This is a genomic window from Halopseudomonas sp. Lyrl_26 (genome assembly GCF_051948695.1).
GTDB classification, from domain to species: domain Bacteria; phylum Pseudomonadota; class Gammaproteobacteria; order Pseudomonadales; family Pseudomonadaceae; genus Halopseudomonas; species Halopseudomonas formosensis.
This window is the reverse complement of record NZ_JAYJLH010000003.1, coordinates 26,067-48,995: the sequence shown is the minus strand read 5'-3', so window position 1 is coordinate 48,995 and position 22,929 is coordinate 26,067. Positions and strand designations below refer to the sequence as shown.

The following is a 22,929-nucleotide window of genomic DNA, read 5'->3' as shown; positions in this document are numbered from 1 at the left end:
GGGGCGCGCGGTGCAAGAGGATTTTGCTATGTCAGATGCACTGGACAGTCTTACCGGTCTGATCATCCCCCTGGTGGGTCAGCCGCTGCTGCTGCCCAACGTGGCCGTTGCCGAGCTGGTGGGTTACCGGGTGGGCCAGACCGCCCCGCGTGGCCCGGAATGGTTCATCGGCTGGGCCAGCTGGCGCGACCAGAAAGTGCCGCTGGTCGACCCCGGACTGCTGATGGGGCAGCCGCCGACCGAGGGGCCGGGCACGCGGATCCTCATTCTCAACGGGGTGGGAGGTCGCCCGGGACTGAATTTCATCGCCCTGCGCATCGGTGGCATTCCCCGTTCCCGCCGGGTGTTGCGCAGGGAGCTGGCGGCCACCGGTCAGGCTGGCGATTTCGTCAGTCAGCAGGTGCAGCTGCTGGATGAGGAGCAGCCGCTGCTGATACCGGATCTGGAGGCCATCGAGCAGGTGGTGACCGAGGTGCTCGCCGCTCAGTGAGTCGGCGCCGGGAAGCACAGCCGTGCTTCCATTCCCCCGCCGCTGCGGTTGAGCAGCTGCACACTGATGCCATGGCTGTCGGCGATACGCTTGACGATGGCCAGGCCCAGTCCGGTGCCCTTGGTCGAACGGGCGCTGTCGCCGCGAATGAATGGCGTGAACAGATCCTTGCCTTCGCTCTGGTCGACACCCGGCCCCCGATCCAGCACGCTGACCACCACGCAGGGCTGCAGGGCGCTGTGTTCCAGATGACTGGTGATCTCCACCCCGGTACCTCCGTGATTCAGGGCATTCTCCACCAGATTGCTCAGCATGCGCTTGACTGACAGCCGCCGCAGCGCCAGTTCGGGTACCGGCTGCAGATAGAGGGCCACCCGCGGCTCGGTGCTGTTGATCGGCGTCACCACCTCGCGGATCAGCTCGTTCAGATCGCAGGGTTCGCAGGGTTCGGCATTGCCGTCGCGGATGTAGGCCATGAACTGATCGAGGATGGCGTCCATGTCCTCGATGTCGCGGATCATGCCTTCGGTCAGCTCCGGCTCGACGCCGGACATCAGTTCGGTGGACAGACGCATGCGCGTCAGCGGTGTGCGCAGGTCATGGGACACCCCGGCCAGCAGCAGGGCCCGGTCGCTGTTGGCCTGTTCCACGTCCTGGGCCATCTGGTTGAACGCCCGGTAGACCTCGGCAATCTCCGCCGGCCCGCTGGTGTCCAGCAGACGCACACTGTGGCCCTGACCGATGCGCTGAGCCGCGCGCTCCAGCACCTTGAGCGGCCGGTTGAGCTGGCGCACGAAGATCCAGGCGGCGGCAAAGGACAGCATGATGATCAGCGCCGACCAGGTCAGCACCAGGCCCAGGCGCTGTCCGCGCAGCGGGTGGGCGTAGAGCGGTACCTTCAGCCAGTGTTCGCCGTAGCTCGGCTGGTGGACCCAGATGGCCGCCTGGTCATGGGTCTGCACACGGATCTGGGTACGGTCACCGAGCTCGTTGCGCAGCTGGCTGGTAAACACCCCGGAATAGGGCCAGTGCACCTCGCCGGGAGGCACCTGACTGTGGTGGACCAGCTGCATGCCGGTCAGCTTTTCCAGGTCCGCACGGGCCTCCGGCCCGCTGGCCCAGTAGGCATGCACCAGCATGGCGGTGCCATGGCTGTACTGGCGGTCCACCAGCAGATCCTCGTTGCTGATCAGGTACAGCAGGGTGAGGATCTTGGAGAACAGCAGGGTCAGCAGCACCAGCAACAGGGTGCGGGCAAAGAAGCTGCGGGGCAGCAGCGGGTGCCAGCCCGGACCGCCCTTCACTGCTGCTGGCCATCCGGCACGAAGACGTAACCCACACCCCACACCGTCTGGATATAGCGCGGCTTGGACGGATCCGGTTCCAGCAGCCGGCGCAGGCGGGAGATCTGCACATCGATGGAGCGCTCCAGGGCGTCCCATTCCCGGCCCCGGGCCAGCTGCATCAGCTTGTCCCGGGTCAGGGGCACACGGGGGTGGTGCACCAGCGCCTTGAGTACCGAGAATTCGCCGGAGGTCAGCATGTGGACCTGGTCGCCCCGTTTCAGCTCCCGGGTGGACAGGCTGAGCACAAAGTCGCCGAAGGTCACCTCGTTGTCCTCGATGGTCGGTGCCCCGGGAATCTGCGGCGCCTGGCGGCGCAGTACAGCCTTGATGCGGGCCACCAGCTCACGGGGGTTGAACGGCTTGGGCAGGTAGTCGTCGGCGCCCAGCTCCAACCCCTGGATACGGCTGGTTTCGTCGCCCTTGGCGGTGAGCATGATGATCGGGGTGCTGTTGCCCTGCTCGCGCAGGCGCTCGCAGGCCTTGAGCCCATCCTCGCCGGGCAGCATCAGGTCGAGCACTATCAGCGAGTAGAGCTCGCGATCCAGCAGCCGGTCCATCTGTGCGGTGTCCTCGACGGCGCGCACGCGGTAACCCTGTTCGCTGAGAAAACGCTCCAGCAGACGGCGCAGCCGGGCATCGTCGTCGACGATGAGTATCTTTTCGCCTTCCGTATTGCTCATAAGCAGCATCACCTCTTGGTAAGCGTTGCATTGTCGCTGATGCCGGATGCGGGGGGAGCCGGCCATTGTTACAAGAGTTTACTTCCCAACCGCCCCGACTGCCGGATTACCTGCGGCCAGAGCGCACAAGGCAGCAACGCTTGGACCAGCGACTCGGTTATACTGCCGCGCTTGAGACAATTGATGTGGAAAGCCCCTATGGACAGTATTGCCGCGCGTATTGCTTCCGAACTGGCCGTGCGCCCCGAACAGGTGGTGGCCACCGTAGCCCTGCTCGACGAGGGCGCCAGCGTGCCCTTCATCTCCCGCTACCGCAAGGAGGTCACCGGCAGTCTGGATGACACCCAGCTGCGCCAGCTGGAGGAGCGGCTGCGCTACCTGCGCGAACTGGAAGACCGCCGCAGCACCATCCTGGCCAGCATCCAGGAGCAGGGCAAGCTGACCCCGGAGCTGGAGCGGGACATCCGTCAGGCCGAAACCAAGACCACGCTCGAAGACCTGTACCTGCCCTACAAGCCCAAGCGCCGGACCCGGGGCCAGATCGCCCTGGAGGCGGGCCTGGGACCCCTGGCCGATCAGCTGTACGCCGATCCCACGCAGGATCCGCAGCAGCTGGCCGCCGGCTTCGTCGACGCCGACAAGGGCGTGGCCGATGTGAAGGCGGCGCTGGACGGTGCCAAGTACATCCTCATGGAGCGCTTCAGCGAGGATGCCCGGCTGCTGGAACGCCTGCGCCAGACCCTGCGTCAGGACGGCCGGGTGGTATCCCGGCTGGTCGAGGGCAAGGAGCAGGAGGGCGCCAAGTACCGCGACTATTTCGAATACGACGAGCCGCTGCGCAATGTGCCCTCCCATCGCGCCCTGGCCATACTGCGCGGGCGCAACGAAGGCATCCTCAGCATAGCGCTGGAACTGGGCGATCCCGAGGCGCCGGCTGGCGCCACGCATCCCTGCGAAGGGTTGATCGCCGAGGCCGCCGGTATCAGCAATCAGGGTCGTGCCGCGGACAGCTGGTTGCAGGAGGTGGTGCGCTGGACCTGGCGGGTGAAACTGCTCGGCCACATGGAAACCGAGCTGCTCGGCGAGCTGCGCGAGCGTGCCGAGGATGAGGCCATTCGCGTGTTCGCCAGCAACCTCAAGGATCTGCTGCTGGCCGCTCCCGCCGGCCCGCGGGTGACCCTGGCGATGGACCCGGGGCTGCGCACCGGGGTCAAGATCGCCGTGGTGGATGGCACCGGCAAGCTGCTGGATACCGCGACCATCTTCCCCCATGCGCCGCGCAATCAGTGGGATCAGTCCCTGGCGGTGCTGGCAGCCCTGTGCCGCAAGCATCAGGTGAGCCTGCTGGCCATCGGCAACGGCACCGCCTCCCGGGAGACCGACAAGCTGGCGGGCGATCTGCTCAAGCTGTGTCCGGAACTCAAGATGCACAAGGTCATGGTCTCCGAGGCAGGTGCCTCGGTGTATTCCGCATCGGAACTGGCGGCCCGGGAATTCCCCGATCTGGATGTGACCTACCGCGGCGCGGTGTCCATCGGCCGCCGTCTGCAGGATCCGCTGGCCGAACTGGTGAAGATCGAGCCCAAGGCCATAGGTGTCGGCCAGTACCAGCACGACGTGTCCCAGGTGAAGCTGGCGCGCAGCCTCGATGCGGTAGTGGAGGACTGCGTGAACGCCGTGGGCGTGGACCTCAATACCGCCTCGGCAGCCCTGCTGACCCGGGTGTCCGGGCTCAACCCGACCATTGCCCAGAACATAGTGGACTACCGCGATCAGCATGGCGCCTTCAGCAGCCGCCGCGAGCTGCTCAAGGTCAGCCGGCTGGGCGAGAAGACCTTCGAGCAGGCCGCGGGCTTTCTGCGGGTGATGAACGGCAGCAACCCCCTGGACGCCTCGGCGGTGCACCCGGAGGCCTACCCGCTGGTGGAGCGCATCGCCGAGCAGACCGGTCGCGACGTGCGCAGCCTGATCGGCGATTCGGCCTTCCTGCGCCGGCTCGACCCGGCCCGCTTCACCGACGAGCGCTTCGGTATCCCGACCATCACCGACATTCTCTCCGAGCTGGACAAGCCCGGCCGCGACCCGCGTCCCGAGTTCAAGGCGGCGGCCTTCCAGGAAGGGGTGGAGAAGATCAGCGACCTCAAGCCCGGCATGGTGCTCGAGGGGGTGGTCAGCAACGTGGCCAACTTCGGTGCCTTCGTCGATATCGGCGTGCACCAGGATGGTCTGGTGCATATTTCCATGCTCAGCGAGGCCTTCGTCAAGGACCCGCGGGATGTGGTCAAGGCCGGGGATATCGTCAAGGTCAAGGTGCTGGAGGTGGACGTACCGCGCCAGCGCATCAGCCTGACCATGCGCATGGGCGATCAGCCCGGCAGTACCGGTGGCGGCGGTCGAGAGGCCGGCGGCGAGCGACGCAGCCGCCCGCGGGCGGAGAAGAATCAGTCTGGCCCCGCGGCGCAGTCAGGTGCTACCTTTGCCAACCTGTTCGCCAACGCCCGGCATCTGAGGAAGTAGTTCCATGAGTGAGCACCCCAAGACCCGTGACATCCGTCTCAACCGCATGAGCCCCTTCACCGAGGCACTTGGCCTGGAGCTGGTGAACCTGGACAGGGAGGGCTGCAGCATGCGCCTGGAAATAGGGCCGCAGCACTTCAACGCCGGCGGTCGGGTGCACGGCGGGGTGACCTTCTCGCTGCTCGATTCGGCCATGGGGGCGGCGGTTTACGCCCATCTGGCCCCGGATGAGATGACCGCTACCATTGAATGCAAGGTCAACTACACTCTGGCCATTACCGGTGGCGTGCTCGCGTGCCGGGCCCGGGTAGTGCATGTGGGCACCAAGACCATGGTGGTGGATGCCGAGGTCCATCAGGACGGCGTACTGGCCGCCAAGGCCCTGGGTACCTTTGCCCGAATCTGAGCCTGGCCCATTTCTTGTTGAGGAGTGACGCTCTTGTCACCACTGTTGAAGCAACGCATCGAGCTGCTGTCGCAGGCGGCCCTGCAGGACGACCTGCGTCAGGCCATGCATGGCATCGAGAAGGAAAGCCTGCGGATCGATGCACAGGGAACCCTGTCGCAGCAGCCCCACCCGCCGGCCTGGGGCTCGGCGTTGACGCACCCCAGTATCACTACCGATTACTCCGAGGCGCTGGTCGAGCTGATCACTCCGGTGACCGGGGATATTGACGAGCTGTTCGGCGAACTGGACCGTATCCATCGCTTCGTCTACAGCGAGCTGGGCGACGAGCTGCTGTGGACCGAGTCCATGCCCTGCATACTCCCGGCCCGGGATGACGACATTCCGATCGCCTGGTACGGCACCTCCAACGTCGGCATGCTCAAGCATGTCTACCGCCGGGGCCTGGCGGTGCGCTATGGCAAGCCCATGCAGTGCATTGCCGGTATCCACTACAACTTCTCGCTGGCGCCCGGCCTGTGGCAGGCACTGCAGCGGCAGGACGGCGATGCCCGCAGCGCCCAGGATTACCAGTCCGAGCGCTATGTGGCGCTGATCCGCAACTTCCGCCGCTATGCCTGGCTGCTGATGTACCTGTTCGGGGCCTCACCGGCGCTGTGCGCCAGTTTCCTCCAGGGCCGCGAGCACCAGCTGCAGCCGCTGGGCGACAAGGGGCTGTATCTGCCCCATGCCACCAGCCTGCGCATGAGCGACCTGGGTTACAACAACGACGCCCAGTCGGGGCTGAGTGTCTGCTACAACAGCCTGGAAAGTTACATCGCCAGCATGCGCAAGGCCATCAGCCTGCCCTATCCGCGCTACGCCGAGCTGGGCACCCACGATGTCGATGGTCAGTGGCAGCAGCTCAATACCAACCTGCTGCAGATCGAGAACGAGTTCTACAGCTCCATCCGTCCCAAGCGCGTCACGCGCAGCGGCGAGAAGCCGGTGCAGGCCCTGGCCGAGCGGGGCGTGGAGTACGTGGAGGTGCGCTGCCTGGATATAGATCCCTTCCTGCCACTGGGCATAGAGTCGGCTACCGCCTACTTCCTCGACAGCTTCCTGCTGTTCTGTGCGCTGGCCGAAAGCCCGGCGATGTCCGACGAGGAATGCCGCACCAGCAGCGAGAACTTCGATCTGACGGTGATGCGCGGCCGCGAGCCGGGTCTGCAGCTGACCCGCAAGGGCCAGCCCTGCGAGCTGCTGACATGGGGCGAGCACCTGCTGGACAACATGGCCGCCTGCGCCGCGCTGCTGGATCAGGCCCACGGGACCCGTGCCTACAGCGACAGTCTGGCCCGGCAGCGGGCCAAGCTGCAGGACCCTGCGCTGACGCCCTCGGCCCGTGTGCTGGCGGCCATCCATGAGCAGGGTGACAGCTTCTTCCGTTTTGCCATGGACCAGTCGGAAAACCACCGGGACCATTTCCGCAGCCGCCCGCTGAGTGACGCTGAACAGCAGCACTTCAGAGAGCTGGCCCGCCAGTCGCTGGCTGATCAGCTTGCCCTGGAGCAGGGCGACACCCTGGATTTCGATACCTACGTCGCGCGCTACCTGGCGCAGTGACCCGGCGGGCGGGCAGGGAAGCCCGACGCCTGTCTTATGCAGACCGATCAATCCCCGGTATGGTGATTGACCCGGCGCCGGTAGGCGCGGCTAGACTAATAAAAAATACCCATCAGGAGCCATCATGAAAGCCGTACTGTGCAAAGCCTATGGTCCCGCCAGCAGCCTGTCGCTGGAGGAGACCACCGACCCGGTAGCGGGCGACAACGAAGTCGTCATCGATGTCCATGCCGCCGGCGTCAACTTCCCGGATACGCTGATCATCGAAGGCAAATACCAGGTCAAGCCCGAGTTCCCCTTCTCCCCCGGCGGCGAGGCGGCCGGCGTGGTCGCCAGCGTCGGCGCCAGGGTCAAGCATCTCAAGCCCGGTGACCGGGTCATGGGCCTGACCGGCTATGGCAGCTTCGCCGAGAAGGTGAAGGCCGACGCCAGCCGCGTACTGCCGATGCCCGATGACATGGACTATGTCACCGCGGCCGGTTTCAGCATGACCTACGGTACCTCCATGCATGCCCTGGTGCAGCGTGGCCAGCTGCAGCCGGGCGAGACCCTGCTGGTGCTGGGCGCCTCCGGTGGCGTGGGTCTGGCCGCCGTGGAGATCGGCAAGGCGATGGGCGCCCGGGTGATCGCTGCCGCTTCCAGCGACGAGAAGCTCGAGGTGGCGCGCAAGGCCGGTGCCGACGAGCTGATCAACTACAGCGAGGGCGACTTCAAGGAGAAGGTCAAGCAGCTGACCGGCGGCAAGGGCGCCGATGTGATCTATGATCCGGTCGGAGGCGACCTGTTCGATCAGTGCATGCGCTGCATCAACTGGAAGGGTCGCCTGCTGGTGGTGGGCTTTGCCAGCGGCCGCATTCCCGAGCTGCCGGTAAACCTGGCGCTGCTCAAGGGGGCCTCCGTGGTCGGGGTGTTCTGGGGCGCCTTCGCCACCCGTGAGCCCCAGGCCAACCTGGACAACTTCCGGCAGCTGTTCCAGTGGCACAGCGAGGGCAAGCTCAAGCCGCTGGTGTCCCAGACCTTCGAACTGGACCAGTACGAAGCTGCACTGAACACCCTCAGTACCCGTCAGGCGGTGGGCAAGATCGTCATCAAGACCCGCTGACAGCCCTGCGAAATGGCCCGCCGCCGGCGGGCCATTCCCCTTCTCAGCTGCCGCCGGCGAACCCCTGCTGGCGCCAGGCTTCATAGACCAGCACCGCCGCACTGTTGGACAGATTGAGACTGCGATTGCCCGGTCGCATGGGGATGCGCAATACCTGCTCCGGAGGCAGGCTGTCGCGTATGTCCGCTGGCAGTCCCCGGCTCTCCGGCCCGAACAGGAACAGATCCCCCGGCACATAACGCACCTCGCTGTAACAGCGGGCACCCTTGGTGCTCAGGGCAAACACCCGGTGCGGCTGCACGCTGGCCAGGCAGCCGGCCAGATCCGCGTGGGTCTGCACGGCGGCATATTCGTGGTAGTCCAGCCCGGCGCGGCGCAGGCGCTTGTCGTCCAGCTCGAACCCCAGGGGCTCGATCAGGTGCAGCTGGCAGCCGGCATTGGCGCACAGGCGGATGATGTTGCCGGTATTGGGGGGAATCTCCGGCTCGAGCAGGGCGATATGGAACATGGGGGCAGTCCGCAGGAAAACGGCTGCAAGTGTAGGGGCGACGGGCAGCCGGCTTCAAGCTGCACAGGTCTTTCGGGCTGCGCCTGGGCAGGGCGCGGCCCGCTGTCTTCAGTCGTCGCCGTCGTCGCCGTTCTCGTCCACCTGCATGCCCAGTTCCTTGATCTTGCGGGTCAGGGTGTTGCGGCCCCAGCCCAGCAGTATGGCGGCATCCCCGCGCCGGCCGGCACTGTGCTTGAGGGCGGTTTCTATCATGACCCGCTCGAAGATGGGCACTGCCTGATCCAGCAGGTTGCCGACACCGCGGGTCAGCTGCTGGTCGGCCCAGTTGCGCAGACTCTGCTCCCAGTTGTTGTCGGTGGTGCCGGTGTGCGGCTGGTTGAGCAGCTCCGGCGGCAGGTCATCCACCAGCACCTCGCGGCCGGAGGCCATTACCGTGATCCAGCGGCAGGTGTTCTCCAGCTGGCGGACGTTGCCCGGCCAGGGCAGGGCCTTGAGGTATTCCTGGGTCTGGGGCTTGAGCACCTTGGGCTCCACCGCCAGCTCCTTGGCGGCGCGGGCCAGGAAATGCTGCGCCAGGGTCGGGATATCCTCGCGCCGTTCTGCCAGCGTCGGAATATGGATGCGGATCACGTTCAGCCGGTGGAACAGATCCTCACGGAATTTGCCCGCCTGCACCAGCTCCTCCAGATTCTGGTGGGTGGCGGCGATGATGCGCACATCCACCTTGATCGGGGCATGCCCGCCCACCCGGTAGAACTCGCCATCGGCCAGCACCCGCAGCAGTCGGGTCTGGGTCTCGGCAGGCATGTCGCCGATCTCGTCGAGGAACAGGGTGCCGCCGTCGGCCTGCTCGAAACGCCCGCGGCGCTGCACGGCGGCGCCGGTGAAGGCACCCTTCTCGTGGCCGAAGAGTTCGGACTCCATCAGCTCCCGGGGAATGGCTGCCATGTTCAGGGCAATGAAGGGGCTGCGCGAGCGCGGACTGTGGCGGTGCAGTGCCCGGGCCACCAGCTCCTTGCCGGTGCCCGACTCGCCGTTGATCAGTACGGTGATGTTGGAGTGGGACAGCCGGCCGATGGCGCGGAACACCTCCTGCATCGCCGGCGCCTCGCCGATGATTTCCGGTGTGTGGGTGGACTGGCCGGCGTGCACCGTGTCCTGTTCATTGCTGTGGGCCAGCGCGCGGCGCACCAGCGCCACGGCCTCATCGACGTCAAAGGGCTTGGGCAGATACTCGAAGGCGCCGCCCTGATAGGAGGCGACCGCACTGTCCAGGTCCGAGTGCGCGGTCATGATGATCACCGGCAGACCCGGGTGCAGCTCGCGGACATTCGACAGCAGCTCCAGGCCGCTGCTGCCGGGCATGCGGATATCGCTGATCAGAACATCGGGCCGCTGCTGCCGGTGCAGGCGCAGCAGGGCGCTGTCGGCGCTGTCGAAGCAGGTCGGTTCCATGCCGTCCTGTTGCAGGGCCTTCTCCAGAACCCAGCGGATGGAGCGGTCGTCATCGATGATCCAGATATTGGCGGCTTGGCTCATTCATCCTCCCCGGGAAGCGGTAGAAACAGGGTAAAGGTGGTGTGGCCCGGCACGCTGTCGCATTCGATGAGACCCTGGTGCCGGGTGACTATGTTCTGGGTGATCGACAGTCCCAGGCCGGTGCCGTCGGCGCGGCCGCTGACCATGGGATAGAAGATGCTGTCGAGGATGCCCGGGGCAATGCCCGGGCCGTTGTCGGTGATCTCCAGGCGGCAGACCAGGCGGTGGCGCTTGGAGCCTATGGTGAACTGGCGCAGGGTGCGGGTGCGCAGAATGATCTGGCCGCGCCGGCCATCGGCTTCGGCCATGATCGCCTGCATGGCGTTGCGCACTATATTGAGCACCGCCTGGATCAGCTGTTCGCGATCCCCCAGCAGGTCGGGAATGCTCGGGTCGTAATCGCGCAGGATGTCCATGTTGCCCTGGGTCTCGGCCTGGATCAGGCTGCACACGTGCTCGGTGATCTCGTGGATGTTGATCGGCATCAGGCGCGGCGGCTGGTAGGGGCCGAGCATGCGATCGACCAGATTGCGCAGGCGGTCGGCCTCCTGGATGATCACGTCGGTGTAGTCCTGCAGGGAGGGCTCGACCAGCTCCCGGGCCAGCAGCTGGGCTGCTCCGCGGATGCCCCCCAGGGGGTTCTTGATCTCGTGGGCCAGCCCGCGTACCAGCACCCGGGTGACCTCCTGCTTGGACAGCTGGGCCTCCTCCCTGGTGATGCGCAGCAGGCGGTCCCGGGGCAGCAGCTCCAGCAGCACCCAGTTGCGCTCGGAGGCCTGCACCGGCGTCACCGAGTAATCCACCATCAGGCATTGACCGTTGCTCAGATTCAGCTGGGCCTCGCGCTTGGTGAAGGGGTGGCCGTTGCTGATCTAGTTGCGCAGCGACTCCATGGATTCGACTGCATCGCTGAACAGGCTGGAGATCCGTTGGCCCTGTACCCGCTGGCCGCTGACCTCGAGAAGCATTTCCGCCGCCGGATTCATGTAGCTGACCCGCAGACTGCCATCCAGCAGCACCACCGCAGTGGTGAGGTTATCCAGTATCTGGCGAAGAAGGTGCTCAGGCAGCATAGGGCGTTATCCCGGGTGATTGTTCCCGTTGTGACGGGGGCGATTGTTCTTTGCAAGAATCAAACCAGATTCCGCAGGCCATGCAGGGAGCGCACGGAATCGGAGCAGCCCGCGCCGCTGCGCCCCGGCGGACAGGCGCCTGCGCCGCCGGGAAGCAGAAGAGAGGTAGTGGTGACTGAACTATGGCACGAAAAAGTGCATGTGCACCATGTTGGTGCACATGTCAGGGGTTGGTCAGCTGCCGCTGCCTGGACGGGGCGCATTCGGTGCGCGGGGAGCTGCCGGTGCGCGCGGTGCCTGGTTGGCACCGCCGCGGGCCGGCTGATTCAGCGAGGTGCGTTGCAGGTGCACCGTGATGGGGGCGGTGCGCTGGACCTCCTGACCGCGGGCATCGACTACCACCGCAGCGACCTCATGGCTGCCCCGGTCAATGTTGTGCACCGTCAACTGATGTACCTCGGCACCGGAACCGGGCACGCCGGTCTGGCTCAGCTGACCGTCGATGGAGACCTTCAGCAGGTGGCTGCCGCTGAGCGGTGGTTCGGTGACCACGGTCAGGGTGAGATCACCTTCGTTGCTGCGCAGCGCAGTGTCGTGGGCCGGGTCGGTGATCATCAGGCGCTGGTAGACCGGGCCGCTGGGCCGGTCACCTTGCGTACTGCCACGGCTCGATGCCGGGGGCGCCGGAGTGGGCTCCACCACATTGGTGGGTTTGAGCTCTATGGTGCTGGCACCCGGGCGGGGCTGGTCGGAGTACATCCGATTGCCGTCGGCATCGGTCCAGGAATAGATCTGGGCGCCGGCCGGACCGGCCAGCAGCAGGCACAGGCAAAGCAGGGGCAGTAATAAACGCGGCATGCCATTCACTCCCTTGTAGACTGTCCCAAGGGTTGCACCCAATTGCCCTTGTGGCAAGTGTCGTGGTGGATGGTGCGACGCCGTTCGCACTGCCGGCGGCACCGGTCGTCGGAGGGTGCGCAGGCAAACGAAAAAGGCGCTCCGAAGAGCGCCTTTGTTCAGGGTGTTGCCGGGATTACACGCTGTAGTACAGGTCGTATTCCAGCGGGTGAACGAAGGTGCGAACCTTGATCTCCTCGGCGGCTTTCAGCTCGATGAAGGCATCGATGAAGGCGTCGGAGAACACGCCGCCCTTGGTCAGGAAGCCACGGTCGGCATCCAGTGCTTCCAGCGCTTCCTTCAGGCTGCCGCAAACCTGCGGGATTTCCTTGGTCTCTTCCGGGGGCAGGTCATAGAGGTTCTTGTCAGCCGCATCGCCGGGGTGGATCTTGTTCTGGATGCCGTCCAGGCCAGCCATCAGCAGGGCAGCGAAGGCCAGATAGGGGTTGGCTGACGGGTCCGGGAAGCGAGCCTCGATGCGCCGGGCTTTGGGGCTGGTCACATAGGGGATGCGGATCGACGCCGAGCGATTGCGCGCGGAGTAGGCCAGCATGACCGGAGCCTCGAAACCGGGCACCAGACGCTTGTAGGAGTTGGTCGAGGGGTTGGTGAAGGCGTTCAGCGCCTTGCCGTGCTTGATGATACCGCCGATGAAGTACAGGGCGGTGTCGCTCAGACCGGCATAACCTTCACCGGCGAAGGTGTTCTTGCCATCCTTGCTGATGGACATGTGCACGTGCATGCCGGAACCATTGTCACCGTACAGCGGCTTGGGCATGAAGGTAGCGGTCTTGCCGTAGGCATCGGCCACATTGTGCACCACGTACTTCAGGTTCTGCACCTCGTCGGCCTTGGCAACCAGGGTGTTGAACTTGACGCCGATCTCGTTCTGGCCTGCAGTGGCCACCTCGTGGTGATGAACCTCGACGGTCTGACCCATCTCTTCCAGTGCGTTGCACATGGCGGTACGGATCTCGTGGTCATGGTCGACCGGCGGCACCGGGAAGTAGCCGCCCTTGACGCCCGGACGGTGACCCTTGTTGCCGGTCTCGAAGGCGGCGCCGGTGTTCCAGGAGGCCTGTTCGGAGTAGATCTTGAACATGGAGCCGGAGATGTCGGACTTGAACTTCACTTCGTCGAAGATGAAGAACTCCGGCTCCGGACCGAAGAAGGCGGTGTCGCCGATGCCAGTGGACTTCAGGTATTCCTCGGCCAGCCGGGCGATGCTGCGCGGATCGCGCTCATAGCGCTGCATGGTGGAGGGGTCGATGATGTCGCACACCAGAATCAGGGTCGGCTCTTCGGTGAAGGGATCCAGTACCGCAGTGCTGTCGTCGGGCATGAGGATCATGTCGGAGGCTTCGATGCCCTTCCATCCCGCGATGGAGGAGCCGTCGAACATCTTGCCCTCTTCGAAGAAGTCTTCGTTGACATCCCGCGCGGGCATGGTGACGTGCTGCTGTTTGCCCTTGGTATCGGTGAAGCGCAGGTCAACCCACTTCACGTCAAATTCGTTGATCAGTTGGATCGCTTTCGACATGCTGTTCTCCAGAAGGAATCGTTACCCAGATACGGGTTCAGCCGTGACCTGGAAATGGTGCGGAATGCAAGGCTCCCGCCGGTTCGTTATTCACCTGTCAGTGACAGCAAAAGCTGTGCCATCTCTACCTGGCTGTCGAAACCCCTTTCGCAGCGCCATCCGCGGGGCAACGCTGCAGTTAAGCGCCATTATCGCGCACTTGATCGGTGCGTGGAACAGACTTGCGCACCATATTGGCGCATCTGTCGGTATTTTGCGCAGTAGCCGAACCGTGCAGGTATAATGCGCCCCTTTCGCACCGCCGACCGCTGAATATTACCTATGAAACTCATTATCAAGTTCTTCGCCGAAGTCACTATCAAGTCACCCCAGGTACGCAAGCGCTTCGTCAGCCAGCTGCGCAAGAACCTGAAGGTACTGCTCAAGGCGATCGATCCTGATGTGCGTCTGAGTGGCACCTGGGACAGCCTGGAGGTCATCACCGGCGATGATCCTGCGGTGCAGGCAGCGCTGCTCGAGCGGCTGCGCAACACTCCGGGCATCAACCACATCCACGAGGTACGCGAGTACCCGCTGGGGACGCTGGAGGAGCTGGGCGAGCTGTGCGTCGAGCGTTTTTCCGAGCAGCTGGCGGGCAAGACCTTCGCCGTGCGCTGCAAGCGCGTGGGCAATCATCCCTTCACCTCCAACGACGTCAATCGTCAGATTGGTGCCCGGCTGATGCAGACAGGTGCACCGGCAGGGGTGTCACTGAATGATCCGCAGATGGTGGTGCAGCTGGAGATCCGCCAGCAGCGGGTGTTCCTCATTCAGGCCAGGCACGAAGGGCTCGGCGGCTTTCCGCTGGGCACCATGGAGCCGGTGCTCAGCCTGATGTCGGGCGGCTTCGACTCCACCGTGGCCAGCTACCAGATGCTCCAGCGCGGCGTGCTGCCCCATTTTGTGTTCTTCAACCTCGGTGGTCGTGCACACGAACTGGGCGTGCGCCAGGTGGCGCACTATCTGTGGGAAAAGTACGCAGCCAGCCATCGTCTGCGCTTCATCAGCGTGCCCTTCGAAGGGGTGGTCGCGCAGATCCTGCAGAACGTCGACAACAGCCAGATGGGCGTGGTGCTCAAGCGCATGATGCTGCGCGCGGCCAGCCGCATTGCCCATCGCTACGGCTACCATGCCCTGGTGACCGGCGAGGCCATCGCCCAGGTCTCCAGTCAGACGCTGCCCAATCTCGCCGCCATCGATCAGGTCTGCGACATGATGGTGCTGCGGCCGTTGATCACTACCAGCAAGACCGAGATCATCCGTACCGCCCGGCGCATCGGCACCGAGGCGTTTTCCAGCAGCATGCCCGAATACTGTGGCGTGATCTCCGTCAGCCCGGACATCCACACCAATGTGCGCAAGGTCGAGGCGGCCGAGACGGGCTTCGATTTCAGTGTGCTGGATGCGGCGGTGGAACAGGCCACCTCCACCGATTGCTGTGATCTGGAGCTGGAGCTGGAGGGCTCCCAGGTCGAGACCGTCGAGCAGGCGCTGGCTGGCCAGGTGGTGCTGGATATCCGCCATCCGGATGAGGAAGAACTCAAGCCGCTGGCGCTGGAGGGCGTCGAAGTGCTCAAGGTGCCCTTTTACCAGCTCAACAGCCGTTTTGCCGAACTCGACCCAGCCCGCGCCTATCTTCTTTACTGCGAAAAGGGCGTGATGAGCCGGCTGCACGCCCAGTATCTGCTCGACCGCGGGCACGACAATGTGCGGGTGCTGCGCCTTCCCAGGGGCTGAGTTCGGGACAAATCGCGACCGTCTGTACGAAAATGCAGGCACTGTGGGCTCAGTGTCTGTATAATGCGTGACTCTTTTTTTCCGACAGGCCTGCCTGTCGCCCCTAGCAGGAATGCCCCGTGATCGAAAAACTCCGTAATATCGCCATCATTGCTCACGTTGACCACGGGAAGACCACCCTGGTAGACATGTTGCTGCGCCTGTCCGGCACCCTCGACCGCAAAGAAGCGGAAAACGAGCGGGTGATGGACTCCAACGACCAGGAAAAGGAACGCGGCATCACCATCCTGGCGAAGAACACCGCGCTGAAGTGGAACGACTACCACATCAACATCGTCGATACCCCCGGCCACGCCGACTTCGGTGGCGAAGTGGAGCGGGTGATGAGCATGGTCGACTGCGTACTGCTGGTGGTCGACTCTATCGATGGCCCCATGCCGCAGACCCGTTTCGTGACCCAGAAGGCTTTCCAGGCCGGTCTCAACCCCATCGTGGTGATCAACAAGATCGACCGCCCCGGCGCCCGTCCGGACTGGGTGGTGGATCAGGTATTCGACCTGTTCGACAACCTGGGTGCCAATGAGGAGCAGCTGGACTTCCCGATCGTCTATGCCAGTGCCCTCAACGGTATTGCCGGTCTCGACCACGAGAAGCTGGACGACAACATGGACGCGCTGTTCCAGGCCATCGTCGACCACGTACCGCCGCCGAAGGTGGATCTGGATGGTCCCTTCCAGATGCAGATTTCCCAGCTGGACTACAACAGCTTCCTGGGCGTGATCGGCGTCGGCCGTATCACCCGCGGCAAGATCAAGAGCAACACCCCGGTGGTGGCCATCGGTGCCGACGGCAAGAAGCGCCAGGGTCGTATTCTCAAGATCATGGGCCACTCCGGTCTGCAGCGTGTTGAAGTCGAAGAGGCCCAGGCCGGCGACATCGTCTGCGTCAGCGGCATGGACGAGCTGTTCATCTCCGATACCCTGTGCGACATGAACCACGTCGAAGCCCTGCCGCCGCTGACCGTGGACGAGCCCACGGTGTCCATGACCTTCCAGGTCAACGACTCCCCGTTCGCCGGCAAGGAAGGCAAGTTCGTCACCAGCCGCAACATCAAGGAGCGTCTGGAAAAGGAACTGCTGCACAACGTGGCCCTGCGCGTGGAAGAAGGCGACTCGGCGGACAAGTTCAAGGTCTCCGGCCGTGGCGAGCTGCACCTGTCGGTACTGATCGAGACCATGCGCCGCGAAGGCTACGAGCTGGCCATCGGTCGCCCCGAAGTGGTCATCCGTGAGGTCGACGGCGAGAAGCAGGAGCCCTACGAGAACGTCATCATCGACATCGAGGAGCAGCACCAGGGCGCACTCATGGAGCAGATGGGTCTGCGTAAGGGTGATCTGACCGACATGGCGCCGGACGGCAAGGGCCGCATCCGCCTGGAATACACCATTCCGGCCCGCGGCCTGATCGGCTTCCGCAACAACTTCCTGACCATGACCTCGGGTACCGGCATCCTGGCTTCCACCTTCAGTCATTATGGTCCGATCAAGGGCGGCGACGCGACCCACCGCCCGAACGGCGTACTGGTGTCCATGGCCACCGGCAAGGCACTGACCTACTCTCTGGAAACCCTGCAGGAGCGCGGCAAGCTGTTCCTCGATCCGGGTCAGGAGATCTACGAAGGTCAGGTCATCGGTATCCACAGCCGGGATAACGACCTGGTGGTGAACCCGACCAAGGCCAAGAAGCTGGACAACATGCGCGCCTCCGGCAAGGACGACACCGTGCAGCTGACCCCGCCGGTGCGCTTTACTTTGGAGCAGGCGCTGGAGTTCATCGACGACGACGAGCTGGTTGAAGTAACGCCCAAGTCGATCCGGCTGCGCAAAAAGCTGTTGGATGAAACCCAGCGCAAGCGGGCCGCTAAAAACTAAGTTAGCCCCGCGTTAGCACCTAACAACGCCCCGTTCCGAGTTACTGGAGCGGGGCGTTGTGAATCATACTGGGTTTCGTGGAGGCCTTAACTTTTGAGAGAATGAGGCGTGAAGAAATCCAACAGCTACTCCGCAGAAGTCCGTGAACGTGCCGTGCGCATGGTTCTGGAGAACGTGAACGACTACCCATCCGAGTGGGCAGCCATCGAATCCACTGCACCCGAGATTGGTTGTGTCCCGCAGATGGCTGGGTGCGCAAACACCAGACCGACAACGGCCAGCGACCCGGTCAGACGACTGAGGATCGGGAGCGTATCAAGGCCTTGGAGCGCGAGAATCGTGAGCTGCGTAAAGCGAACGGGATCCTCCGCCTGGCCAGTGCATATTTTGCCCAGGCGGAGCCCGACTGGCCGGCACCCCGGCGCCGCAACAAACCCTAAACGCCTTTGTTGACGAGTACCGTGACCGTTACGGGGTCGAGTCGATCTGCCGCGTGGTGCAGAGCGCTCCGTCCGGTTACTACCTACATGCAGCTGCTGTGTGAGGACATCAAGCGTGTATGGGAAGACAACATGCAGTGCTACGGCGTCGTGAAGGTCTGGAAGCAACTCAGGCGTGACAAGGTGACCCGGTGTGATTCAAAAGTAGTTTCATATTACCCGGCGAGAATCGGCTAGCTCGTCTGGGCTTATTGCCTTATCCAGAGCAAGAACTTGGGTTGCGGCCAGCAGAGCCAGCAACCCAAGTGTGCAGCATAAACCGCCGGTTAGTCGGCTGAGCACAAGACGGTTAGATCGGCGCCTTGCTCACCGCAGAAGGGGTCGAACAGCTCGAAAAACCTATCCGGATCAATCACCTCTTCGGGGGCGAATACACCCGTGCGCTGAATATCGCCATGGTGTAGTAGTGGCAGGAATAGGGCGTGGGGGATGCCGGTGATGGTAGCCATGCCGCCGCTGGGGCGATTGCCAATAAAGGCGCCGGCGGTGGCCGGTTGGCCATTTTTATAGCCTGCAGCATAGGCCAATGCAGAGGGCACGTCAGCGCGGTCTTTGGCGGCTAACCGCTCTTGGCGGGCGGCCCGACCACCATCGCCAGCTAACTGTCTAGCGGCGTCATCAACGCTGACTTGGCCGTTGGCCACTGCCTCGGCAACCGCGCGCAGGTCTGCTACCAGGTCTTCAATGCCTAACATACCGTTGTAGCAGTTCTGCAATTGTGGAAAACGACGTACTAGGGTGACGGCTTCAGGGTGGCCGAGGGACCAAACATCCAGCTCCCCTAGGGTAGGGAAGTCGAGCACCGAGTGCTCTAGGGGCTTGCTGTCGATAAACTGGCCTTGGTGCAGAATGCGGATTTTTTCCGATAGGCAATGCATTAGGTGAACGGCGGCGGCATCGACCTGCCCGGCGGTGGGCGGTGGGGTAAAGCCGTCATCATCGTTAATGGCGCCCGATAGCTTCCACGCCGAGACCAGCGTGTCAACTTGATCCAGGGTGCTGGCTGCCTTGACCGATAGTAGGTTGATGATGCCGGGACTGGCGCCCAGCCCAATCACGGCCTTGACCCCTTTGCGCTGTGCTTGCTCGCTTAGCTCCAGCATTTGCAGGGTTGGCTGCCAATCATCGCAGATGTCGCAATAGTGTTTTCCGGCTTCAATGGCGGCGGTCAGGATGGGCACGCCGAAGCGAAAGAAGGGCCCGGTGGAGTTGAGCACAACATCCACGCTATCCATGGCTTGCCGTAGGGCTTGGCTGTCGGTGATGTCTAGCGACAGGTTGCGTACCCGTGGGTCATTGAGTGAGGCGACAAAGCGTTCGGCCAGCTCTCCGTCGATACCTGCGACAACTATCTCAGTGACAAAATCATAGGTTAGGGCGGCCCGTACCGTCGCCCGCCCCATGCCACCACTGCCACCTAGAGCTAATACTCTCATGCCTCTCTCCCTTGTTGTTCTGTGCATATGATGCTTGTTGTGTCGTTCCGTCAAATTGCCAGAAAGCTCAGGGAGAATCCATCGCCGGGGTGGCGGGTTAGGTGTTCTGTTTACTCTTCTTCGTAGAAGAAGCGCTCCTCACCAAAGGCCGGTTTGAGGTGGTTAAGCCAAGTGGCTTGCTCGTCGTAACGGGCAAAGAAGGGGCGTTGTACCCAATCCGCGTCGCGGCCCTGGATCATGCGCAGGGCCAGTACCTTCTCGCCGTTGATCTCGGTGACGCCCTGGATCTCCACCTTGCCCGGATCCGAACTCATGGACGGGCCGCGGGCGGTGCGGGCGATGCCGGACACCCGCTGGATGGCTTCGCGGTAGATTTCCCAGGCGCGTACCAGCGGCACCTCGAAATAGTGCCGGGCGCCGGTATCCCGCTCCACGAACATGTAGTAGGGGATGATGCCCAGCTCGACCTGGGTTTGCCACAGCCGCGCCCAGACCCCGGGATCATCGTTGATGTGCGCCAGCAGCGGGCCCTGGGCGCGGATCTGCGCGCCGGTAGCACGGAGCCGGGCAATGGCTTGGCGGGCGATGGTCGGCTCCAGCTCCCGCCAGTGGTTGTAGTGCGCCATGATCGCCAGGTGCTTGCCGGCGGCCTGGATCTCCTCGAACAGTGCCAGCAGATCATCGGCATCCTCGTCGGTGACAAAGCGCTGGGGCCAGAATGTCAGGGCCTTGGTGCCGATGCGGATGGTGCGCACATGGTCGAACTCCGGCGCCAGCAGCGGCTCGATGCAGGCGCGCAGGTTGCGGGTCTTCATTACCAGCGGGTCGCCGCCGGTGATCAGCACATCGGTGACCTGAGGGTGGGCGCGCAGGTAGTCACACAGCCGGCTCGACTCCCTGGCGGCGATTCTCAGGTCCTTGTCGCCGACGAACTGCGCCCAGCGGAAGCAGAAGGTGCAATAGCTGTGGCAGACCTGGCCGGAGCTGGGGAAAAACAGCACCGTCTCCCGGTACTTGTGCTGGATGCCCTCGACCCGCTCGCCGTCCAGCTGGGGGATGTTGTGCTCCAGCTGTCCAGCCGGGTGCGGATTGAGGGCATGGCGAACTTCGGCCACCAGCGCATTGAATTCGGCCGCCGGCCACTCCTCGCGCAGGGCGCGGGCCACCCGCTCGAAGTGCTCCGGCGCCAGCATGCCGCGCTGGGGGAAGGTCAGCTGGAAGATCGGGTCCTCGGGGACCGCTGACCAGTCGATCAACTGGTCGATGACGTACTGGTTGACGCGGAAGGGCAGCACGCTGGCGACCACGCGCATGTCGAAACGCTGCTGCTCGGAAAGCTGGCGCAGCTGGGGTATCTGGTCGAGCTGGCGGGCGGTGTAGACGCGGAAGCGTTCAGGGGTAGCGGTGTGTTGCGTGATCTCGTGGATAGCAACAGCGGAATCAAGTGTCTTCATAGTTAGAGCTGTTCACATATTTCTGATCGGTGTTCAACCGAGGCAGGCGTGCGCGCAGGAAAGAACGTGCGCGTAAGGTCGTCGATAATCAATCGGTTTACTGGCGGGAGGTGCCTGCTACGGGTTCGTCTGTTGCAGCCGACAGTCTGGTCGGGACGGGCAAAAGGATACAGCAATAAAGAATTGGTTGTCCAAAGCCGGTCGTTTCAGAGATTGTCCGCGCGGCAGAATGCCGGTTCAGGCGCCGTGGCTGGGCTGTAGTCGACACCTGTTGATGCAACGGGGGAGTGGACGCCATGCAGGACTCGTTCGACCTTGAGCGCTTTCACGCCGCGCAGCAGCACTTCTTCGCGGTGAACGGGACGGGCAGACGCTGAAACTGCTAGGGTGTCAGCCCCCAGCCAACAACGACTGATCGAGGTGATGGAGTGCATACAGGCCACTGTCAATGCGGCGGCGTCCGCTTTCGAATCCGGGGGGAGCTGGCCGCGATCCAGCTGTGCCACTGCTCCCAATGCCGACGGGCCCAGGGCACGCCATTCGCCAGCAACCTGCCGGTGGCCGAGGACGCTTTCGAGCTGACCGGCGCGCAGCTGCTGCGCTCCTTCGAGTCGTCCCCGGGCAAGCACCGCTTCTTCTGCAGCCGGTGCGGGTCGCCGATATTCAGTCGCACCGAGGCCAAGCCGGGCGTCCTGCGCGTCCGTGCGGGATTGATCAACGAACCGCTGGCGGCGCGGCCGGGCATGCATATCTACATCGGTTCGGCCGCCAGCTGGTGGACGGTCGGCGACGACCTGCCCCGGTTCGAGGCCGGCGCGGTGCGGAGCGAGCGCACCGATGCCGATTGAGTCGGCTCCGCCTGCGTGCCTCAGCGATCGCCGAACAGTATGCTGCTGACGGTGCCGTGAACCACCCGTGAATGGCGGTAGTCGGTGTTCTGCAGCATGCCCAGGACTATCCGCCCGTTGTTCGGGTCGACCCACATCCAGGGACCCTGGATGCCCCACCACCAGTAGGTGCCGACCGGCAGATGCCCGGCGGCAGCGCTGTCCTCGACCACCGCCACATTCAGACCGAAGCGGTTGCCCGGCGCCCAGGAGGGGCCGGCGACCTCCGGCGGCAGCTGGTCGCGGGCCATTTCGGCGACGGACTCGGGGGACAGCAGGCGCACCCCGTCCAGCTCGCCGCCATTGAGCAGCATGCGGGCAAAGCGCAGATAGTCATTCATGCTGGAGATCAGCCCGCTGCCACCCTGAGTCAGGGTCGGCTTGTGCAGATACTGACTGTTGTCCTGCGGTTCCAGTCCATTCTCACCGGGCTTGTAGGAGACCGCCAGGCGCGGCGCCTGTTCTGCGCTGACGTGGTAACCGGTTTCCTTCATGCCCAGCGGCTGGAAAATGTGCTCGGCGAGGAACCGGTCATAGGGCTGGCCGCTGACCATTTCCACTACCCGCGCCTGGATATCCACTGACAGGCTGTAGTTCCAGACGGTACCCGGCTGGTTGAGCAGGGGCAGCTGCGCCAGCTTGGCGACCATCTGCTCCAGGGTCTGTCCGGTATTGAACAGGTCGGCCTGCAGATACAGGGTATCGACCTGGGACTGGCTGAATACGCCGTAGCTGAATCCGGCCGTCTGGTTCATCAGCTCGCGCAGGGTTGGCGGATGGCTGGGTAGGGTTGTCTCCGGCACACCGTCGGGGCCCTCGGCAATGGCGACCCGGAGATCGGCAAATTCCGGCAGATACTTTTCCAGTGGATCATCCAGCGACAGCTTGCCCTGCTCCTGCAGCATGAGCAGGGCTACGCTGGTAACGGGCTTGGTCAGGGAAAAGATCTTGTACAGGCTGTCATCCGCCAGAGGGACCTGGCCTTCGATGTCCTGATAGCCGTGGCGGCTGCGATGCAGCAGCTTGCCGTTCTCCTCGATCAGTACGTCGATGCCGGCCAGACGACCCTGATCGACCTCGGCCTGCAGGGCCTGATCCAGCTGCTGGAAGCGTTCGGCCGCAATGCTGCCGGTATCGGCGTGGGCCATGGTGGTCAGCAGCAGGCAGGCGAGACCCAGCCGGAGGAGGTGCGCAAAGCGGGAATGGGTGTTGAGCATGGCAGTATTTCTTGTTGTCTGGAGG

The 22,929-nt window shown here is 63.8% G+C and carries 17 protein-coding genes, 2 pseudogenes and 1 other annotated feature; of the genes and pseudogenes, 9 read left to right on the top strand and 10 right to left on the bottom strand.

Going from position 1 to position 22,929, the window contains the following annotated elements; translation table 11 throughout:
* The first annotated feature begins 28 nt into the window (after nucleotides 1-28).
* Nucleotides 29-490 carry a chemotaxis protein CheW gene (locus tag VF673_RS05385; RefSeq protein WP_440291182.1) on the top strand — a complete coding sequence of 154 codons (462 nt, stop codon included), beginning with the start codon at nucleotides 29-31 and terminating at the stop codon, nucleotides 488-490.
* Here the strand turns inward: VF673_RS05385 and VF673_RS05380 are convergent.
* Together VF673_RS05380 and ompR are read right to left on the bottom strand one after the other, a co-directional pair.
* Nucleotides 484-1,794, bottom strand: a complete 1,311-nt coding sequence (locus VF673_RS05380; protein ID WP_235818647.1) for an ATP-binding protein — start codon at nucleotides 1,792-1,794, stop codon at nucleotides 484-486. The genes VF673_RS05385 and VF673_RS05380 overlap by 7 nt on opposite strands.
* Nucleotides 1,791-2,516, bottom strand: coding sequence for an osmolarity response regulator transcription factor OmpR (gene ompR, locus VF673_RS05375; protein ID WP_090540273.1), 726 nt, complete (start codon nucleotides 2,514-2,516; stop codon nucleotides 1,791-1,793). Before ompR ends, VF673_RS05380 begins: the two co-directional genes overlap by 4 nt.
* Before the next feature lie 198 nt (nucleotides 2,517-2,714).
* On the opposite strand from ompR, the gene VF673_RS05370 reads away from it, so the two are divergent.
* The 4 genes from VF673_RS05370 to VF673_RS05355 all read left to right on the top strand — a co-directional run bounded on the left by VF673_RS05370 (nucleotide 2,715) and on the right by VF673_RS05355 (nucleotide 8,146).
* Nucleotides 2,715-5,033, top strand: a complete 2,319-nt coding sequence (locus VF673_RS05370) for a Tex family protein (RefSeq protein WP_320331548.1) — start codon at nucleotides 2,715-2,717, stop codon at nucleotides 5,031-5,033.
* 4 nt (nucleotides 5,034-5,037) lie between these two features.
* Complete coding sequence (locus tag VF673_RS05365; RefSeq protein WP_090540193.1) at nucleotides 5,038-5,439, top strand: PaaI family thioesterase; 402 nt, start codon at nucleotides 5,038-5,040, stop codon at nucleotides 5,437-5,439.
* A 33-nt stretch (nucleotides 5,440-5,472) separates the two neighbouring features.
* Nucleotides 5,473-7,044, top strand: coding sequence for a glutamate--cysteine ligase (gene gshA / locus VF673_RS05360; protein WP_440291181.1), 1,572 nt, complete (start codon nucleotides 5,473-5,475; stop codon nucleotides 7,042-7,044).
* Between the two features lie 124 nt (nucleotides 7,045-7,168).
* Nucleotides 7,169-8,146 (top strand): NADPH:quinone oxidoreductase family protein, encoded by a 978-nt coding sequence (locus tag VF673_RS05355; RefSeq protein ID WP_090540189.1) that lies wholly within the window; start codon nucleotides 7,169-7,171, stop codon nucleotides 8,144-8,146.
* A gap of 43 nt (nucleotides 8,147-8,189) precedes the next feature.
* Here VF673_RS05355 and VF673_RS05350 read toward each other — a convergent pair whose 3' ends face one another.
* From VF673_RS05350 to glnA, 5 genes and pseudogenes are all read right to left on the bottom strand, one after another.
* Complete coding sequence (locus VF673_RS05350) at nucleotides 8,190-8,654, bottom strand: tRNA (cytidine(34)-2'-O)-methyltransferase (RefSeq protein WP_440291180.1); 465 nt, start codon at nucleotides 8,652-8,654, stop codon at nucleotides 8,190-8,192.
* Between the two features lie 108 nt (nucleotides 8,655-8,762).
* Nucleotides 8,763-10,193 (bottom strand): nitrogen regulation protein NR(I), encoded by a 1,431-nt coding sequence (ntrC, locus tag VF673_RS05345; protein WP_440291179.1) that lies wholly within the window; start codon nucleotides 10,191-10,193, stop codon nucleotides 8,763-8,765.
* Nucleotides 10,190-11,266: pseudogene (glnL, locus tag VF673_RS05340) on the bottom strand (nitrogen regulation protein NR(II)). Before glnL ends, ntrC begins: the two are co-directional and overlap by 4 nt.
* Before the next feature lie 234 nt (nucleotides 11,267-11,500).
* Entirely contained in the window at nucleotides 11,501-12,124 is a 624-nt protein-coding gene (locus VF673_RS05335; protein WP_440291178.1) for a DUF4124 domain-containing protein, read from the bottom strand.
* Between the two features lie 175 nt (nucleotides 12,125-12,299).
* Nucleotides 12,300-13,703: a glutamate--ammonia ligase gene (gene glnA / locus VF673_RS05330; RefSeq protein WP_440291177.1), complete on the bottom strand. Its 1,404-nt coding sequence runs from the start codon at nucleotides 13,701-13,703 to the stop codon at nucleotides 12,300-12,302.
* A 321-nt stretch (nucleotides 13,704-14,024) separates the two neighbouring features.
* Between glnA and thiI the strand changes: the two genes are divergently transcribed.
* The 3 genes and pseudogenes from thiI to VF673_RS05315 form a co-directional block, all read left to right on the top strand.
* Entirely contained in the window at nucleotides 14,025-15,479 is a 1,455-nt protein-coding gene (gene thiI, locus VF673_RS05325) for a tRNA uracil 4-sulfurtransferase ThiI (RefSeq protein WP_440291176.1), read from the top strand.
* Between the two features lie 119 nt (nucleotides 15,480-15,598).
* On the top strand, nucleotides 15,599-17,410 hold the full coding sequence (typA, locus tag VF673_RS05320; protein WP_440291175.1) for a translational GTPase TypA: 1,812 nt from the start codon (nucleotides 15,599-15,601) through the stop codon (nucleotides 17,408-17,410).
* A 108-nt stretch (nucleotides 17,411-17,518) separates the two neighbouring features.
* Nucleotides 17,519-18,045: pseudogene (locus tag VF673_RS05315) on the top strand (IS3 family transposase); the annotation flags it as partial.
* Nucleotides 17,790-17,921, top strand: a sequence feature (AL1L pseudoknot). (Overlaps the previous pseudogene by 132 nt.)
* A gap of 131 nt (nucleotides 18,046-18,176) precedes the next feature.
* Here the strand turns inward: VF673_RS05315 and VF673_RS05310 are convergent.
* Both VF673_RS05310 and VF673_RS05305 read right to left on the bottom strand, forming a co-directional pair.
* On the bottom strand, nucleotides 18,177-19,346 hold the full coding sequence (locus VF673_RS05310; protein WP_273128764.1) for a saccharopine dehydrogenase NADP-binding domain-containing protein: 1,170 nt from the start codon (nucleotides 19,344-19,346) through the stop codon (nucleotides 18,177-18,179).
* Between the two features lie 110 nt (nucleotides 19,347-19,456).
* On the bottom strand, nucleotides 19,457-20,800 hold the full coding sequence (locus VF673_RS05305; RefSeq protein ID WP_440291174.1) for a KamA family radical SAM protein: 1,344 nt from the start codon (nucleotides 20,798-20,800) through the stop codon (nucleotides 19,457-19,459).
* 428 nt (nucleotides 20,801-21,228) lie between these two features.
* Between VF673_RS05305 and VF673_RS05300 the strand changes: the two genes are divergently transcribed.
* Nucleotides 21,229-21,648, top strand: a complete 420-nt coding sequence (locus VF673_RS05300; protein WP_440291173.1) for a GFA family protein — start codon at nucleotides 21,229-21,231, stop codon at nucleotides 21,646-21,648.
* A 20-nt stretch (nucleotides 21,649-21,668) separates the two neighbouring features.
* Here VF673_RS05300 and VF673_RS05295 read toward each other — a convergent pair whose 3' ends face one another.
* Nucleotides 21,669-22,904 (bottom strand): serine hydrolase domain-containing protein, encoded by a 1,236-nt coding sequence (locus VF673_RS05295; protein WP_440291172.1) that lies wholly within the window; start codon nucleotides 22,902-22,904, stop codon nucleotides 21,669-21,671.
* Between the last annotated feature and the right edge of the window lie 25 nt (nucleotides 22,905-22,929).